The organism is Ralstonia sp. VS2407 (assembly GCF_052950655.1).
In genome coordinates this window covers 194,911-210,576 of sequence record NZ_JBRFVG010000007.1, presented here as the reverse complement: position 1 = coordinate 210,576, position 15,666 = coordinate 194,911, and the positions used below count along the sequence as shown (strand labels likewise).

General features: G+C 62.1%; 18 protein-coding genes. 6 read left to right on the top strand and 12 right to left on the bottom strand.

The window, feature by feature from the left end; genetic code table 11:
- Complete coding sequence (locus ACU8YE_RS14185; RefSeq protein WP_232042059.1) at positions 1-324, bottom strand: AzlD domain-containing protein; 324 nt, start codon at positions 322-324, stop codon at positions 1-3.
- On the bottom strand, positions 321-1,115 hold the full coding sequence (locus tag ACU8YE_RS14180; RefSeq protein ID WP_446928976.1) for an AzlC family ABC transporter permease: 795 nt from the start codon (positions 1,113-1,115) through the stop codon (positions 321-323). The genes ACU8YE_RS14185 and ACU8YE_RS14180 overlap by 4 nt, the downstream gene beginning before the upstream one ends.
- A gap of 328 nt (positions 1,116-1,443) precedes the next feature.
- Between ACU8YE_RS14180 and ACU8YE_RS14175 the strand changes: the two genes are divergently transcribed.
- The 5 genes from ACU8YE_RS14175 to ACU8YE_RS14155 are packed head-to-tail and all read left to right on the top strand — an operon-like array spanning position 1,444 to position 4,867.
- Positions 1,444-1,641 (top strand): zinc-finger domain-containing protein, encoded by a 198-nt coding sequence (locus tag ACU8YE_RS14175; RefSeq protein WP_232042057.1) that lies wholly within the window; start codon positions 1,444-1,446, stop codon positions 1,639-1,641.
- A gap of 49 nt (positions 1,642-1,690) precedes the next feature.
- Positions 1,691-2,716 (top strand): lipopolysaccharide heptosyltransferase II, encoded by a 1,026-nt coding sequence (gene waaF, locus ACU8YE_RS14170; protein WP_027678124.1) that lies wholly within the window; start codon positions 1,691-1,693, stop codon positions 2,714-2,716.
- Between the two features lie 25 nt (positions 2,717-2,741).
- A complete protein-coding gene (locus ACU8YE_RS14165; RefSeq protein ID WP_009239042.1) occupies positions 2,742-3,182 on the top strand; it encodes a YybH family protein in 441 nt (146 codons plus the stop codon).
- A gap of 34 nt (positions 3,183-3,216) precedes the next feature.
- Positions 3,217-4,293 carry a YheT family hydrolase gene (locus ACU8YE_RS14160; RefSeq protein ID WP_446928975.1) on the top strand — a complete coding sequence of 359 codons (1,077 nt, stop codon included), beginning with the start codon at positions 3,217-3,219 and terminating at the stop codon, positions 4,291-4,293.
- Positions 4,286-4,867 (top strand): DUF2946 family protein, encoded by a 582-nt coding sequence (locus tag ACU8YE_RS14155; protein ID WP_446928974.1) that lies wholly within the window; start codon positions 4,286-4,288, stop codon positions 4,865-4,867. Before ACU8YE_RS14160 ends, ACU8YE_RS14155 begins: the two co-directional genes overlap by 8 nt.
- A gap of 6 nt (positions 4,868-4,873) precedes the next feature.
- Here the strand turns inward: ACU8YE_RS14155 and ACU8YE_RS14150 are convergent, their stop codons facing one another.
- Complete coding sequence (locus ACU8YE_RS14150) at positions 4,874-6,577, bottom strand: beta-barrel assembly-enhancing protease (protein WP_446928973.1); 1,704 nt, start codon at positions 6,575-6,577, stop codon at positions 4,874-4,876.
- A 105-nt stretch (positions 6,578-6,682) separates the two neighbouring features.
- On the opposite strand from ACU8YE_RS14150, the gene moaC reads away from it, so the two are divergent.
- Complete coding sequence (gene moaC / locus ACU8YE_RS14145; protein WP_446928972.1) at positions 6,683-7,159, top strand: cyclic pyranopterin monophosphate synthase MoaC; 477 nt, start codon at positions 6,683-6,685, stop codon at positions 7,157-7,159.
- A 59-nt stretch (positions 7,160-7,218) separates the two neighbouring features.
- Here moaC and ACU8YE_RS14140 read toward each other — a convergent pair whose 3' ends face one another.
- The 9 genes from ACU8YE_RS14140 to recX all read right to left on the bottom strand — a co-directional run bounded on the left by ACU8YE_RS14140 (position 7,219) and on the right by recX (position 15,639).
- Positions 7,219-7,725, bottom strand: a complete 507-nt coding sequence (locus tag ACU8YE_RS14140) for a pilin (protein WP_446928997.1) — start codon at positions 7,723-7,725, stop codon at positions 7,219-7,221.
- Positions 7,726-7,915: 190 nt separating this feature from the next.
- Positions 7,916-9,655 (bottom strand): Wzy polymerase domain-containing protein, encoded by a 1,740-nt coding sequence (locus tag ACU8YE_RS14135; protein WP_446928971.1) that lies wholly within the window; start codon positions 9,653-9,655, stop codon positions 7,916-7,918.
- A gap of 75 nt (positions 9,656-9,730) precedes the next feature.
- Positions 9,731-10,231, bottom strand: a complete 501-nt coding sequence (locus ACU8YE_RS14130) for a pilin (protein WP_446928970.1) — start codon at positions 10,229-10,231, stop codon at positions 9,731-9,733.
- A 249-nt stretch (positions 10,232-10,480) separates the two neighbouring features.
- A complete protein-coding gene (locus ACU8YE_RS14125; protein WP_446928969.1) occupies positions 10,481-11,002 on the bottom strand; it encodes a pilin in 522 nt (173 codons plus the stop codon).
- A gap of 185 nt (positions 11,003-11,187) precedes the next feature.
- Complete coding sequence (locus ACU8YE_RS14120) at positions 11,188-11,883, bottom strand: TerC family protein (protein WP_446928968.1); 696 nt, start codon at positions 11,881-11,883, stop codon at positions 11,188-11,190.
- A gap of 160 nt (positions 11,884-12,043) precedes the next feature.
- Positions 12,044-12,925, bottom strand: a complete 882-nt coding sequence (gene sucD, locus ACU8YE_RS14115; RefSeq protein WP_116575903.1) for a succinate--CoA ligase subunit alpha — start codon at positions 12,923-12,925, stop codon at positions 12,044-12,046.
- Between the two features lie 88 nt (positions 12,926-13,013).
- Complete coding sequence (gene sucC / locus ACU8YE_RS14110; protein ID WP_092973140.1) at positions 13,014-14,180, bottom strand: ADP-forming succinate--CoA ligase subunit beta; 1,167 nt, start codon at positions 14,178-14,180, stop codon at positions 13,014-13,016.
- A gap of 66 nt (positions 14,181-14,246) precedes the next feature.
- Complete coding sequence (locus ACU8YE_RS14105; protein ID WP_232042048.1) at positions 14,247-14,873, bottom strand: DUF2889 domain-containing protein; 627 nt, start codon at positions 14,871-14,873, stop codon at positions 14,247-14,249.
- Positions 14,874-15,159: 286 nt separating this feature from the next.
- Positions 15,160-15,639, bottom strand: coding sequence for a recombination regulator RecX (recX, locus tag ACU8YE_RS14100; protein ID WP_446928967.1), 480 nt, complete (start codon positions 15,637-15,639; stop codon positions 15,160-15,162).
- Between the last annotated feature and the right edge of the window lie 27 nt (positions 15,640-15,666).

The following is a 15,666-nucleotide window of genomic DNA, read 5'->3' as shown; positions in this document are numbered from 1 at the left end:
TCATCCCCAGAGACGCAGCACGGTAAAGACGCCCATGCCGACGAAGATCATGCCGAGCATGCGCCGCGTGGCCACATAGAACGCGGTGGCGGCAACGCCGGCCATCAGGCGCGGGTTGGTCCAGCTCGCGTCAAAATGCCCGTGATTCAAGAGCAGGTCGGGCAGGACGATGGCGACGAGCGCCGCGGCCGGCGCAAAGCGCAGCGCGTGCTGGATGCGCACGGGCAGGGTCATGCGGTTGCCCACGATCAGGAACAGCGAACGTGTGACGATCGTCACCACGGTCATCCCGGCAATCACCAGCCAGATTTCGAGTGCGCTCATGCTTCGCCCTCGTCAGCTGCCGCCTGTGCGGCCCGTCGGCGCTGCCACTGCAGGCGCGCTGCAGCCTCGTCGGCGGCAAGGCCGGCGGCCATGGCACCGGTCACGGCAATCACGAGGCTCAATCGATACGGCAGCTTGAAGGCAACCAGCGCCAGCACCGCCGCCACGGCCACCGCCATGAGGGTGGCACGGCTACGAATGGTCGACACCATGACCGGAATCAGCGCGAGCGTCCCGGCCAGCGCCAAGCCCCACGCGTCAGGAAACAGGCTCGCCGCGACGATGCCCAGGATGGACGACACCTGCCAGCCCACGAAGCTCAGCAGGACCATGCCCCAGTAATAGCCCTCCTTGCCCGCCTGCGGCGCGGCCGAGGGGTACTGCTGGGTGAACAGCACGAACGGCAGATCGCCGTTGAACACACCCAGGACCACGCGCCGCATGAACGGCAGGTGCCCGAAATGCTGCATCAGCCCGGCGCTGAAGATGATGAAGCGCACGTTCACGATGAACGCCGTCAGCAGTGCCGTCCAGATCGGCAACCCCGCCGCCAGTAGCGGCAGCACCGCCAACTGCGACGACCCGGCATACACGAAGATCGTCATGCCGATGGCCTGCGGGATGGTCAGCACCGACTTGCTCATCGCCACGCCCGTTACCAGCCCCCAGGCCAGCACCGGCGGCATCGACGACATATAGGCGCGCACGCCGGCAAAGAAGCCCGCACGTTCGGCCGGATCGATGGCCTCCCAGCGGCGCTGCAACGCAGCCGCCCAGCGAACTAGCGCCATGGCGCCCCCAGAAGTGGCGAATCAGACTCTTTTTGATCAACCGGACAGGGGCAACCGGCAGCGCGGGCGCGCAGGAACGTCGGGGGCGACATGGGTGGCTCGTAGGAAACACACGATTATACTTTTGATGTTAAGCATCCGCTTAACGACAATGCGCCCGTGCCCCGCCCTATGCCGGGATTCGTGCCGGGCGCCACGCACTGCAACAATCGGCGTTGGCGCGCCTGCGCCCACCCCTTACAATTTCGCCTTTGTCGGTTTTTGAACCTGCGGCCCATATCACGGTGTGGCTGACCTGCTCAGACCGCGCCGGCACTCCTCACTCACCATGACCACGCAAACCGCACCCACGATCGAAGTCGGCGCAGACGACCTACCGCTGCATTGCCCGACCGCCAAGACGCCGGCCTGGAACTATCACCCGCGCGTGTTTCTCGACATCGCTGACACCGGCGAGGCCAAGTGCCCGTACTGCGGCACCGTCTACAAGCTGGCCCCCGGCGTTGAACTGAAGGGCCACCATTGAGCCCGATTCACCTGCAGGACACCGGTCGCAGCACCCGTCTGGCGATTCGATGATGCGCAAGATCCTCGTCGTCGCCCCCAACTGGATCGGTGATGCGCTGATGGCGCAGCCGCTGTTCGCGCAACTCAAGGCGCGGCACCCGCGCGCGCAGATCCACGCGATTGCCCCGAAATGGGTGGCTCCCGTGCTCGCGCGCATGCCGGAGATCGCGCGCGTGCTGCCCACCGAGCTCGCCCATGGCAAGCTGCAGCTCGGCAGCCGCACGATGTTCGCCCAGCAGCTCAAGGGCGAAACCTTTGACGCAGCGTACGTGCTGCCGAACTCGTTCAAGAGCGCGCTGATCCCATGGCTGGCCGGCATTCCGCTGCGCATCGGCTACAAGGGCGAGTCGCGCCTGGGCGTGCTGAACGTGCGCTACCCGAATCCGCCCAAGAACGCGCGTCCGCCGATGGTGCAGCACTACGCGGCGCTGGCTTTTAAGCCCCACGCCAAGCTGCCCGACACGCTGCCCGATCCGAAGCTGGACGTTGATGTGCAGCGCGTGGCCGCCACGTCCGCCAAGTTCGGCATTCCGGGCAACGCGCGGCTGATTGCGTTCTGCCCCGGCGCGGAATACGGCCCGGCCAAGCGCTGGCCAGCCGAGCACTTCGCAGAGCTGGCGCAGATGCTGCGCCGCTCGTTCCCGTATGCGCAGATCGTCGCGCTCGGTTCGGGCAAGGACCGCGACATGGCAAATGCCATCGTCGAGCGTGCGCCGTTCGTGCGCAACCTGTGCGGCGAGACCTCGTTGGACGAGGCCATCGAGCTGCTCGCCCGCGCCGAAGCCGCCATCTGCAACGACTCCGGTTTGATGCACGTGACGGCTGCCCTGGGACGCCCGCAGGTGGCCGTGTTCGGCTCCAGCGACCCCCGCCACACGCCGCCGCTGTCGCCCGCTGCGAGTATCATGTGGCTCCATCTGGAGTGCAGCCCGTGCTTCGCGCGCGAATGCCCGCTGGGCCACTTGCGCTGCCTGCGCGACATCGGCCCCGAGATGGTGTTTCATGAATTGCGCCGGCTGCTTCAGCCGCAGTAACACGCTCTCCTTAACGTTCACCGCCATGCCACGATTTGCCCGCCTGTTCGAAGCCGCCGAGGACATCCTCGAAGCCTATCGCGATGCGCTCAAGCGCCGCGATGCCGACGGCGCGCTCAAGCTGTGGCTCGATGAAGATTCGGTGAGCTTCATCCTGCCCGACGGCCAGCGCCTGCACGGCCACGAGCAGCTGCGCGGCTGCCTCGATGCGCTGGTCGAGAAGAATCCGGTCTGGATCGAATGCCTCTCGCAGCAGGTGCATTCGTCGCTGGGCGTATCCATCTTCGAAGCCACGGAAGCGCTGCGCTTCTCGGCCACCGCCACCGAAGCCGATCTGTACGTGCACACGACCTACGTGCTGATGCAGAACCACGAAGGCTGGCGCATCGCCCACGTGCATTCCAGCCAGGCCGCCGAAGAACGCGTGGCCGCTTCCATCGCCAGCGTCACGCACTCTCTGCACTAAGCTGCCGCGCTCGGCGTGGCCGCCGTCTCTTTCGATGACCCACCCGTCTCGCCACGCCACTCCTCTTGAACTGAATCTGAGCGCCCTGCTTGCGGGGCCGTTCGAGCCGCACGCGTTCCGCTCGCCGTGGTGGCTGATCGGCGGCAATGCGCAAACGATCGTGCCCGCGCGCCTGTGGCGCTTTCCGCGCATTGCGTATCGGCGTGAGCGCTGGGACACGCCCGACCACGACTTCATCGACCTCGACTGGACCACGCATGAGACCGACGCGAACGCGCCGCTCGTCGTCATGTTTCATGGCCTGGAAGGCGATTCGCGCAGCCATTACGCGCGGCTGCTGATGGACGCGCTGCGCGGCCGCCGCTGGCTGGGCGTCATTCCACACTTCCGCGGCTGCTCGGGCGAGATGAACCTCGCGCCGCGCATGTACCACTGCGGCGATGGCGCCGAGATCGCGTGGATCCTCGAACGCCTGTATCGGACGGTTTGCCAGCCGCAGGGCCGCAAGTTGCTGGTCGTCGGCATCTCGCTGGGCGGCAATGCACTGCTGCGCTACCTGGGCGAGCACGGTACCGATGCCCGCTACGTGAGTGCGGCAGCGACGGTGTCTGCGCCGCTGGATATGCGGGCTGGCGGCGCAGCATTGTCCAAAGGCTTCAACATGGTCTACACGCGCATGTTCCTGCGCACGCTCAAAGCCAAGGCCAATGCGAAGCTCGACCAGCATCCCGGCCTGTACGACCGCGACGCCATGATGGCCACGCGCACGCTGGGGCAATTCGACAACCTCGTCACCGCGCCGCTGCACGGTTTTCGCGACGTGCTCGACTACTGGACGCGCGCTTCGTCCAAACCCGTGCTGCGCGAGGTGCGTGTGCCTGCGTTGGTGCTGAACGCACGCAACGATCCGTTCCTGCCCGGACAACACCTGCCCGGCGCGGCCGACGTGTCGCCCGACATCACGCTGGACCAGCCGCTGCACGGCGGCCATGTCGGCTTCCTTCTGCGCCATGGCAAGACTGGCCGCGTGGATTGGATGCCCGCCCGCGTCCTGCGCTTTTTCGATGACGTACTGGGCCGCCAAGCCAACGCGGAGGACGCTGATGGATGACATCGTCCGCCAGGCCATGGCCAAGTGGCCGAACGTGCCGAATTGCTTCGGCTGGCTGGCACTGGACCGGCGCGGCCAATGGCGCATGCGCAACGAATACGCGCAGGCCAACAGACTGTCCGGCGAGCCAATTCGCCATGCGGCGCTCATCGACTTCATCGTGCGCAACTACGCGCATGACGATGCCGGGCGCTGGTTCTTCCAGAACGGGCCGCAGCGGGTGTTTGTTGAACTCGATTACACGCCGTGGGTTGCACGGCTGTCAGCCGATGGCGCGCCGCCCGCATTTACGACAACCACGGGCGCTGCTTTCTCGCCGAGCGGCTGTTTTGTCGACGAGCACGGCAGCGTGCTGCTCTCGGGCCGCGTGGGCGGATACGAAGCAGAGGAAACCATCGCCCTGCTGCACGATCACGACCTGGAGCCGTTCTCCTCGTTGGCCAACTGGCACGGAGAGGCGTGCGGAGCGGCGCTGGGAACGCTGACACTGGGTGACCGGACATTCGACATTGAGCCGATTGCGCGCGCAGAAGTGGCAAAGCGCTATGGCTTCGTGACAAGGCCTGCGGAGTAGCCCGCGCTACTTCGGCAGCGCCTTGTCTTCCGCCTTCTCTTCACGGTATTGCCGCTCCATCTGGTGCAAGCGCGCGTCGACTTCGGATAGCGTGTAGAAATCTGCATCCCCCGCATCGCGGGCGAGCTTCAGTTGCTCCACCGCCGAGCCCCACGCCCCATCCCGTGCGTATTTCTCCGCCAGCGCGCGATGCTGCTCAACGCGCTTGCCCTTGTCGGCATAGGCACGAGCGAGCATGTCCCACCAGATTGGCTGGGCGGTGTCTTCGCGGGTCTTGTCTTTCAGATACGGAATCGCGTCATCGGCCCGGCCGGCCGACAGCAGCGTTTGCGCATAGGTGATGCCCACCGCGCGCGACAGCGGATACGCAGTGAGTGCTGCGCGCGCCAACGTCAACGCCTCCGATGCGCGGTTACGAGCGCGTGCCAGTTCGATGGCCGTTACGTCCAGCTCGACGCTGCCGGATGTGATGCCGGGAATGTTGCCGTACAGGCGTCGCGCCTCCTGCAGCGCCTGCTCAGCGTCATCCAGCCGGCCGGCCATCTGGTTGGCGACGGCCACGCCGTACCAGAGCGCCGCGCGCTTCTCGACCGGCGCATCCGGTGCCGACGATAACTGCGAGCGCATCGCATTTCGCACGTCGATATAGGCGCTCGTCGACGTTTCCTGCAGCACGCGCGCACGCGCCTTCGCAAAACCAAATTCTGGCCGGCGCGGTTGGCGCGGATGCGGCAAGCTACGCGCGCGGTCTTCCATGTCGGCGATGCGCTCGCCGGTCAGCGGGTGAGTGCGCGCATAACCGGGAATCACGCCGGTATCCGCAATGTTCGTCACGCGCTGCAGGCGTCGGAAGAAGTCCGGCATGCCGTCGGGGTTGTAGCCTGCGCCCGTGAGCAGCGTGAAACCGACGCGGTCCGCCTCGCGCTCCGCGCCGCGCGAGAAGGCGAGCTGGTTCGACACTGCCGCCGCCTGCCCACCCATCGCCAGCGCCTGGGCGGCGTCACCGCTCTTGGTGGCCGCAAGACCCGCCAGCAGGATCGACGCCAGCGCAATCCACATTGACTCACCGGATTTATCGATGCCGCGTGCAATGTGCCGTTGCAGCACGTGGCCGATTTCGTGGCCGAGCACCGAGGCCAGCTCCGATTCACTCTCGGTCGCGACCAACGTCCCCGTGTTCACGCCGATGTAGCCGCCCGGCAGCGCAAACGCGTTGATGCCCGGATCCCGCACGGCGAACAGCTCAAAGCTCGACGCCGACGTGCTGCCCGCCACGTGCTGACGGCGCGCCGCTTCGATCAGCTTGTAGCCGATGCCGTTGAGGTAGTCGGTGATCAGCGGATCGGGCACAAAGTCCGGATCGCGGCGTATCTGGCGCATCACACGGTCGCCCAGACGGCGCTCCATCTCGGGCGACAACGACGCCGTCGACGGATCGCCCATATCGGGCAACTCGTACGTCGGCGCGTCAATGACGGTCGGCTCCTTCGGCAAATACGGCGACTGCCGGCCGATTTGCACGCTACGGTTCAGGTTGCTCTGCACCTGATCCGCCGCCGCAGCAGAGCCCAACCCCGGGTTGACCGAGGCCGCCGGCGTGGACGCCACCACCTGCGCCAGCACGGGCAACGGCACGGGCGCCAGCCACGTCGACAACAACACAGCAGCCGTCAGTTTGCGGACGCGCGGCCGAAAAAGTGAAAGCGTCATACGGAAAGCACGGAGAGCGGAATCAGCGCGGCCACATCGCCGCAAGCCGGGTGCTTGCTATCATAAAACGCTTCGCACCCTGCCCCGCAAAACGCGCTGTCACTCATGTCGCAACTCACCCACTTCGATTCCGCTGGACAAGCCCATATGGTCGACGTCGGCGACAAAGCCGTCACGCACCGCGTGGCCGTCGCCACCGGCACGATCCGCATGTTGCCCGAGACGTTTGCGCTGGTGCGCGATGGCAACGCCAAGAAAGGCGATGTGCTGGGGATTGCGCGCGTTGCGGCAATTCAAGGCTCCAAGCGGACGTCGGATTTGATTCCGTTGTGCCATCCGTTGGCGCTGACGAAGGTGGGGGTGGAATTTGCCTTGGATGAAGCGGCAAGCACTGTCCGCTGCACGGTTCGGGCCGAGACGCGGGGGCAGACCGGCGTGGAAATGGAAGCGTTGACTGCGGTGCAGGTGGGGCTGCTCACCATCTACGACATGTGCAAGGCTGTGGATCGGGGGATGGTGATTGGGGATGTGCGGCTATTGGAAAAGCATGGGGGGAAGTCGGGGGATTGGGTGACTCCGTAACAAGCTCTAATTCGACTGAAAAGAACACCCTTAAGACGCTCTTTTCTTATCCAACTGGATTAGCGGCACTCTGCTGGAGCGTATTTGGCTTCCAGAGTCGGCTCAGTATTCTGCTTAACACTAGCTTCGTCAGGCGCCTTTCCACTTGCAGCACAGACCCATTGAATTGCGCCGGCAGGAACACTCCCTGCCTGCAAGTTTGCATTGGCCGAGTACGGCGTCAGAACAAGTTTGCTCTTGTCGGTCGGCACCATTTTTGAATCGTAGGTCACAACAATTTCACCAGTCTCTTTGTCGACCGCTAAATCCGAAACGGTTTTAGTTACCGAGAATGTAGACATCCCCTTGGATAAGTCGTTCCGCCCAGCAATGGCATTCTCCGCAACTAGAGTCTTGGTTTGTGCGGCGATTGTTAGCCCTTCCGTCACCTTCGCGCGGATGGTGTAGTCCTGATACGCCGGAACCGCAATTGCGGCCAGGATGCCTACGATTGCTATAACGATCATCAGTTCGATGAGAGTAAAGCCCTGCTGACGTGACGCACTGACTTTTTGATTCGACTGCATCTGCATCTTCTCCTCCAAAGTTGAATATGAACCAATTTAATCCAATGAAGCTGGAGAAGACTAACGAAAAAGTGGCTCAATTTCACGACCCGCAACCAATTTTCACATAGACTCGGGCATTGAATTGGACAATAAAAAAGCGCCCCAGCGAGGACGCTTAAATCAGAAAATTGAGCCCCATATTTCCGAATCAATCCACTCCAACGAGTAGATTCTCGGATTTCAAGCGATGGCAAAACACTTTGAGATCGTCTGCCTTCTTTGCACAAGCTTGCGTGAGCACAGTGGATTGCGACGGATAGCTCGTCCAGTATTGATTGCGAAGACGCCGTACTTGAATGATCGCTTCGTCATTCCTTCCTTGCAATGCAAGTGTCAATGCATAGCGCTGAACCGTCGCCGGGCCAGGATAGAACTGCACGGCCTGCCGCTCCAGCGCCGCCATTACAGGGGCCATTTCCCGGTCGATCGAAGCGTTCATTGCCATCACCAGGGTTGCATATGGCACCAACAACATTTGGCCGCTAGCTTGGTATCTAGCCAGCTCCTTGGCTACGCCGTCCTGGGTGAAATAGAGCCGCTCGACGACGCGGTAGTCAACCCATAAGCGCGTGACCAAGGTGGCCCCACAAACCACGATCACGCTGGAGAGCACCCACGCAATGCCCCCAGAGGGAAAGCGTAGCGCCTTGGTATCCAGATACCCCACCGCAAAGGCAAACGGAAACAGAAAATAGACGTAGTGGAGCGGGTATTCCAGCAAGGAATGCACAATCATGACTGCAACCGCGGCGCACAGAAACGCGGTATCTGGAGATCGCAATCGACCGCGTAGGTGGAATGCCCACCACACGAGTGGGGCGAGTACAGCCAACAACCCGAGTAGACCAACTTTCGCAAGCAGATCCAGCACGATGTTGTGTGCATTCAACGACATCTCGACTGGGCCGAGCGCATCGGTTTGCACGTACTGATTCCAGGCGTAGTCGCCCCAGCCACCACCCAACCACGGATGCGCCAGGAAGATATGCCAGGCATGATTCCACAGCAACGGACGCAGCCCTGCGCCTTCTTGGAGACGCTCACCCATGGACCCGGGCAAATCGAAGGTCCAGATTCCGTTGGCCAATGCAATCAACCAGTTCCATCCCTGATACGCCACCATAAGCAGCACCAGCGGGGTTGCCAGAACGAACAACCTCGTTGTCCACGGACGCCCCCTGCGTTCGGCCGCGACCGGTATGCCGGCGAGCAGCCCGACAACCGCGACGTGTATCCACGTCATTCGAGAGAACGTGAGTGCCATGCCAAGCAACAGCACCAGCGTCACGACAAGCAAGGGCAGAAGCCATTTCCGATATCGTTGTGCGAGAAAAAGGCACGCTGCCAACCCGAACGCCAAATAGCTTCCGACGTGATTGGGCTGATTCAAATTGCCCCACATGCGCCGAGCAATGCCCGTGGGCGCCATGGAGAAAAAGGCGCTGGGTAAATTCGACACGCGGAATAGCTGCAGTAGCTCGATAACGACGGTCAGCAAGCCTCCAACAATGACCGCGGCCGCGATTGCAGTCAGCACGCCCGGCATTTCCCGGCACCGCAGGCCCAATCCGCAAATGGCCGCAGCAGCCAGCAAGGTGACAATCGCCCCGAAGGAGAAGAAAGGATTCAGCGGTGGCGCAATCGCCAACTGCGCGATCAACACCACGACCAACGCTAATGGCGCCAAAGCAGCGCTTGGCAAACCGGCCGCTCGATTCCACGTCCTACCCAGCACCACGACCGCGAAAACGATCCAACAAATCGCGGCAGCAGATTCTGAATAAAAGGTCGGAATAGGATAGGTATGCGGTGCGATCAGAAAAGGAATAAGCCAGCACACCCCTAACGCAAGCCAGACAGGCAACAACAGGATGGGAAATCGACGCATCTGTGAGTACGCCTAAGAAACGCTTGAAACAAAAAGAGCGCCCGAAGGCGCTCTTGCTATGCAAGGCAGTGTAACTTAACGGCACTCTGCCGGAGCGTACTTAGCCAGCAACGACCCTGCCGTAATGGTGACGCCCGAGGGAGCCGACGCGCCAGCGGCGGCACAACGCCATTGAATCGGGGCAGTAGGAACGACCCCCGTCGACAGATTCGTGCCGGTCGCACCGCTCGTGTAGTAAGGCGTAATCGTCAGGTCACCGCTGCCAGCATTCGAATTATAGGTAACAGTAATCACACCGGTACCCGAGGCCACGTTGAGGCTGGAAACGTTCTTGGTCGAGCCCGGAGGAGTAAAGCCAGTCGCAGCGTCGATACCGTTGGCGGCATTTTCAGCCACCAGCACCTTGGTTGCAGCAGCCAGCGACAGGCCTTCCGTCACGCGCGAACGGATCGTGTAGTCCTGGTACGCCGGAATGGCGATTGCAGCCAGAATACCGACGATTGCGACCACGATCATCAGTTCGATCAGCGTGAAACCCTTCTGGACACGCTTGTTCAGACGACGCATCGATTTCATTGAATTTTCCCCCGGAAAAATTTGGTTAAGGATGATGCAGGGCTATTAGAGCAGGGACTGTGCCACCTCGATTCCGTGAGCTTGTGTGTCAAAACTGTCGCTATTCGCTCTACTGCTTGGGCATGAAGTGACAGTTTTTGACATGCCATGACGTGGATCGTCAATTTCTATGGAGCTGACACCAAGTCACCAGTGGCCGGCAGCTTACATGAAAACGGCGCATAGGGCCTCGACTGAGCGCAAGGGCCGCTATCTACACTCCGCCGGAGCATATCGAGCATCCAGAGTTGGCGTCCCGATGCGGTTGACGTTCGGTGGCATTTGTTTGCCATTCGCCGAGCATACCCACATAACGACGGCAGGAGGAGCCGACCCCGCACTGAGATTCGCGTATGTAGAGGACGCAGTGCCCGAGTAAGGCGTGAGAATTAGCGTGTTGCTGCCGGCTCCGGCCACGCTGGAGGTGAACCCGATGGAAATTTCTCCAGAGCTACCATCAATATCTAACGAGGCCACATTGCGTGTGGCCGGTAGCGAAGCAGCGCCCAAGGACAGGCTGCTTTGTGCGTTTGCGGCGTTTTCAACTACCAACGCCTTCGCCTGCACCGCAATGATCAGCCCCTCCGTCACCCGCGACCGAATCGCATAGTCCTGATACGCCGGAATCGCCAACGCCGCCAAAATCCCAACAATCGCCACTACGATCATCAGTTCGATCAGCGTAAAGCCGCGCGCCCGACGCCTTGTTCCCTTGCTGTACTTGAAGCCCATGACCTCTCCCCAAAAGGCATTTTGTTGTTGGGAGGCCACCTTGCAGGGACCATGCCATGGCACACATTGTGTATCCGCGCAAAAACTGGCGCACTTTGGCCGGAATTCGAGGCCAAATCTGACCGTTCTTGACAGAATTCTCGACAGAACCCGTCATCACCTACTTTCGGGGGGAACCCTTCGGACTAGACCTGGCGCAACGTTCGCCGGCCGAGCCAGCGGCCTACGCCCACCACCAACAGCGCTCCAACGCATCCCACCACCACGTCCGCATACGGGACCACGTGCTCAAACCACACGGCATCAACGGGATCGGTGACCAGCATGTCGCCAGCCAGATACCCAAGCAGTGCCGCCCCGAGCGTGATGATGACCGGGAAGCGCGCCATGATCCCTACCAGCAGCGTGCTGCCGAACACGATCAACGGCACCGAGAAGCCAAGCCCCAGCACCAGCAGCAGAAACGTCGTGCCCGGCGGCCCTTTCTCCGCAGCGGCAGCCACGGCGACGACGTTATCGAGCGACATCACAAAGTCGGCGATAAGGATTGTCTGGATGGCGGGCCATAGGCCGGCACGCTGATGGCGATCGGCGGCTTCATCTTCGGCTTCCGTGAGCAGCTTCACGCCGATGTAGGCGAGCAGCAGCGCGCCAATCGTTTTCAGATACGGCAGCGCAAGCAGCTTGACGGCCAGCACGGTCAGCACGACGCGCAGCACAATCGCGCCGGCGCTGCCCCAGAAAATGGCCTGTTTCTGCTGGCGCTTGGGTAGGTTGCGCGCGGCCAGCGCGATGACGACCGCGTTGTCGCCCGACAGCACGATGTTGGTCAGGATGATGGAGCCGAGTGCGAACCAGAATGCGCTTGAGGTGAGCGCCATAGTGTTCTCGTAGATGTCCTTTGGGTTGGCTTGCGGTGAGCCCGCTTGCAGCATCTTGTTTGCTTATACACATGTCGTGCCTGGATCGCATGCTGCGTCGCGACCAAACAAAAACGGGAGGCCAGGCCTCCCGTTCTCGCATAACCTCAAACCTTGCCGATTACAGCATCGCCTTGAGCAGACGTGCCATTTCCGACGGGTTCTTGGTGGTCTTGATGCCGCAGGCTTCCATGATGTCCAGCTTCGCTTGCGCGGTGTCGGCACCGCCCGAGATCAGCGCGCCGGCGTGGCCCATGCGCTTGCCCGGAGGCGCGGTCACGCCAGCGATGAAGCCAACCACCGGCTTCTTCATGTTGTCCTTGATCCAGTAAGCCGCGTTGGCTTCGTCCGGACCGCCGATCTCACCAATCATGACCACGGCGTCCGTTTCCGGATCGTCGTTGAACATCTTCATCACGTCGATGTGCTTCAGACCGTTGATCGGGTCGCCGCCGATACCGACTGCCGACGATTGGCCCAGGCCCAGCGCGGTCAGCTGGCCCACGGCTTCGTACGTCAGCGTGCCCGAGCGCGACACCACGCCGATGCGGCCCTTGCGGTGGATGTGGCCCGGCATGATGCCGATCTTGATTTCGTCCGGCGTGATCAGGCCCGGGCAGTTCGGGCCCAGCAGCAGCGTCTTGCTGCCGGCCTTACGCATCTTGTCCTTGACCATCATCATGTCGCGCACGGGGATGCCTTCGGTGATGCAAACCACCAGGTCCAGTTCGGCTTCGACAGCTTCCCAGATGGCGTCAGCGGCGCCTGCGGGCGGCACGTAGATCACCGACACGGTCGCGCCGGTCTGTGCCTTGGCGTCCTTGACGGTTGCGTAGATGGGAATGCCTTCGAAGTCTTCGCCGGCCTTCTTCGGGTTCACGCCTGCGACGAAGCAGTTCTTGCCGTTGGCGTAATCGCGGCAGCCGCGGGTGTGGAACTGGCCGGTCTTACCGGTGATCCCCTGGGTGATGACCTTGGTATCTTTGTTGATCAGAATCGACATGCTGTAATCCTTTTATGCAGCGAGCCGCGCCGACGTACTCAGCAGCGGGCGCAACTCGCGTTCGCGTATGGTTGGGTCAGCGGGCGGCTTACTTGCCGGCGGCTGCGGCCACGACCTTCTCGGCGGCCTCTGCCATCGTGTCTGCGGCAATGATGGGCAGACCCGAGTCAGCCAGCATCTTCTTGCCGAGGTCTTCGTTGGTGCCCTTCATGCGCACGACCAGCGGCACCGACAGCGACACAGCCTTCGCCGCCGCGATCACGCCTTCGGCGATCACGTCGCAACGCATGATGCCGCCGAAGATGTTGACCAGAATGGCCTTCACGTCCGGGTTCTTCAGCATCAGCTTGAAGGCTTCGGTCACCTTCTCAGTGGTGGCACCGCCGCCCACATCGAGGAAGTTGGCCGGCTCGCCACCGAACAGCTTGATGGTGTCCATCGTGGCCATGGCCAGGCCGGCGCCGTTCACCAGGCAACCGATGTTGCCGTCGAGCGAGATGTAGGCCAGGTCGAACTTCGAGGCTTCGATTTCAGCCGGGTCTTCTTCATCCAGATCGCGGTAGGCAACGATTTCCGGGTGACGGAACAGCGCGTTCGAATCGAAGTTGAACTTGGCGTCCAGCGCGATGACCTTGCCGTCGCCGGTCAGGATCAGCGGGTTGATTTCAGCTTGCGAAGCGTCGGTTTCCCAGAATGCCTTGTACAGGCCCTGCAGGGCTTGACGGGCTTGCGGCACGCTCGCGTCGGGCACGCCGATCTTGCGGGCGATGTCGTCAGCCTGGGCGTCTTGCAGGCCGGCTTGCGGATCGATCAGAAGCGTGTGGATTTTTTCCGGGTGCGATTCTGCGACTTCTTCGATGTCCATGCCGCCTTCGCTCGAGGCCATCAGCGCGACCTGCTGCGACACACGGTCCACCACCAGCGACACGTACAGTTCCTTCTTGATGTCCGCGCCTTCTTCGATCAGCAGACGCTTGACCAGCTTGCCTTCCGGACCGGTCTGGTGCGTCACCAGCGTCATGCCCAGGATGCTGCTGGCGTATTCCTTGACCTGCTCCATGCTCTTGGCCACCTTCACGCCGCCGCCCTTGCCACGGCCGCCCGCATGAATCTGCGCCTTCACGACCCACACCGGGCCGCCCAGGGTTTCTGCGGCCTTGATAGCCTCGTCGACCGAGAAGGCCGGAATGCCGCGCGGAACCGGCACATTGTATTTGCGCAGGATTTCCTTGCCTTGGTACTCATGGATATTCATGCGTGTTTCCTTTGCTAGGCAGAGTGAGTGTGATGAGTATTGAAAACGCGAACAGCGCGGTGCCCTTCAGGACGAGGGCTCAGGCGACAGTTCGGTGGGTGGCGGTTGGATCTTGGCTTCGGGCTGATATGCAAACCAGCGCGGGTAATGCTTGCGGACCACCTCGCCCTCAAGATGCAGGGCATGGCAGCCGTGGAGTTGATAAGGCGGTTTTTCACCGGGCTCGACAGGCCGGAGGTCGTTCGAGTTGTCGCGCACCGGGAAGACGTCGCCCGCGAAGGCCTGGATGGCGGCGGTCGGCAGCACGCCACACAGCTCGGTCAGATGCGTACAACCCGCCACGCCGCCAAGTCTCTCACGCGAGGCCTTTCGAAATCCCTTCATCAGGTTCAGGCCGATGAGCTTTCGGTAGGCGGGGCCAATCGTGTCGCAATGTGTGGGGTACGGCACCCAGTCGGAACACGCTTCGGCATCCACGACGTTCATGCGGGTATCGATCGTCACGCGCAGCCACAGGTCATGCAGCGGCTGGCCCTCGGGGCGCACGCCGCCGCTGGCCAGGGGGATGTCGCGTGGTTTGGTGTCGGTCAGGCGCGCTTCGATGTCCCACAAGCCGTCTTCCCGCAAATAGGCCTCCACCGTGATGGCACGGCGGTGGCGCATGACGCGCGGGACGGGGGCAGACAGAGGCATGGACCAGACAGACCGATAGGACCGATGGAGGCGGCGCACGCGGATCTCGCGCATCGCCTGCAGGACGTATGTAGAAGCGCATCAGCCGCCACACACGAACACTACCGCCCAGCAACCAGAATTGAGGGCGATATCAAAGACTTGGATTTTAACACGTCGCCACGACCGGGCAGGTCGCGTGCTGCAATGCAGTGTGAAAGTGGTTGCAACAACCTCGAGAGGTGCAACTCACGCGATCCGCACACAAATGAATTGTCCGGACGAATTGTTGCAAGATCGACAGTACTCAGTCCGACCCGTCCCCATCTTCGAGCAGTTCATCGGTGCCTGCAATGATGCGCGAGACCACGGCCCTGGAGAATCCACGCGCCATCATGTATCGCACCTGCTTGGCCCGTTCGGCCAAGTCGGCCGGTGGGCGGCCGAAGCGCTTTTCCCACAGGGCTTTCGCCCGTGCCGCTTCCGTGCTTTGCAGTTGGGCCTTGACCTCGCCCAGCGTCTCTGCGCCCAGCTGATGCGTTTTCAGCTCCTGCATCAAGCGCGCTGTACCGTAGCGACCTGCGCGGCGGTGCACCATGCTTTCGGCAAACCGTGTGTTGGAGAGCCAGTTCTCGCCTTCCAGCCAATCCAGCAGCGCGTCGACCTCCTCGGCGGATGCGGCGTGCGGAGCCAACTTACGGCGCAATTCGATGCGGCTGTGCTCGCGCCGAGACAGATAGCCCAGCGCACGAGCCTTGAGCGATAACGGTGGGCGCGGCAACGGCATACGGTTCCAGGCTCAAAAAGAAAACGC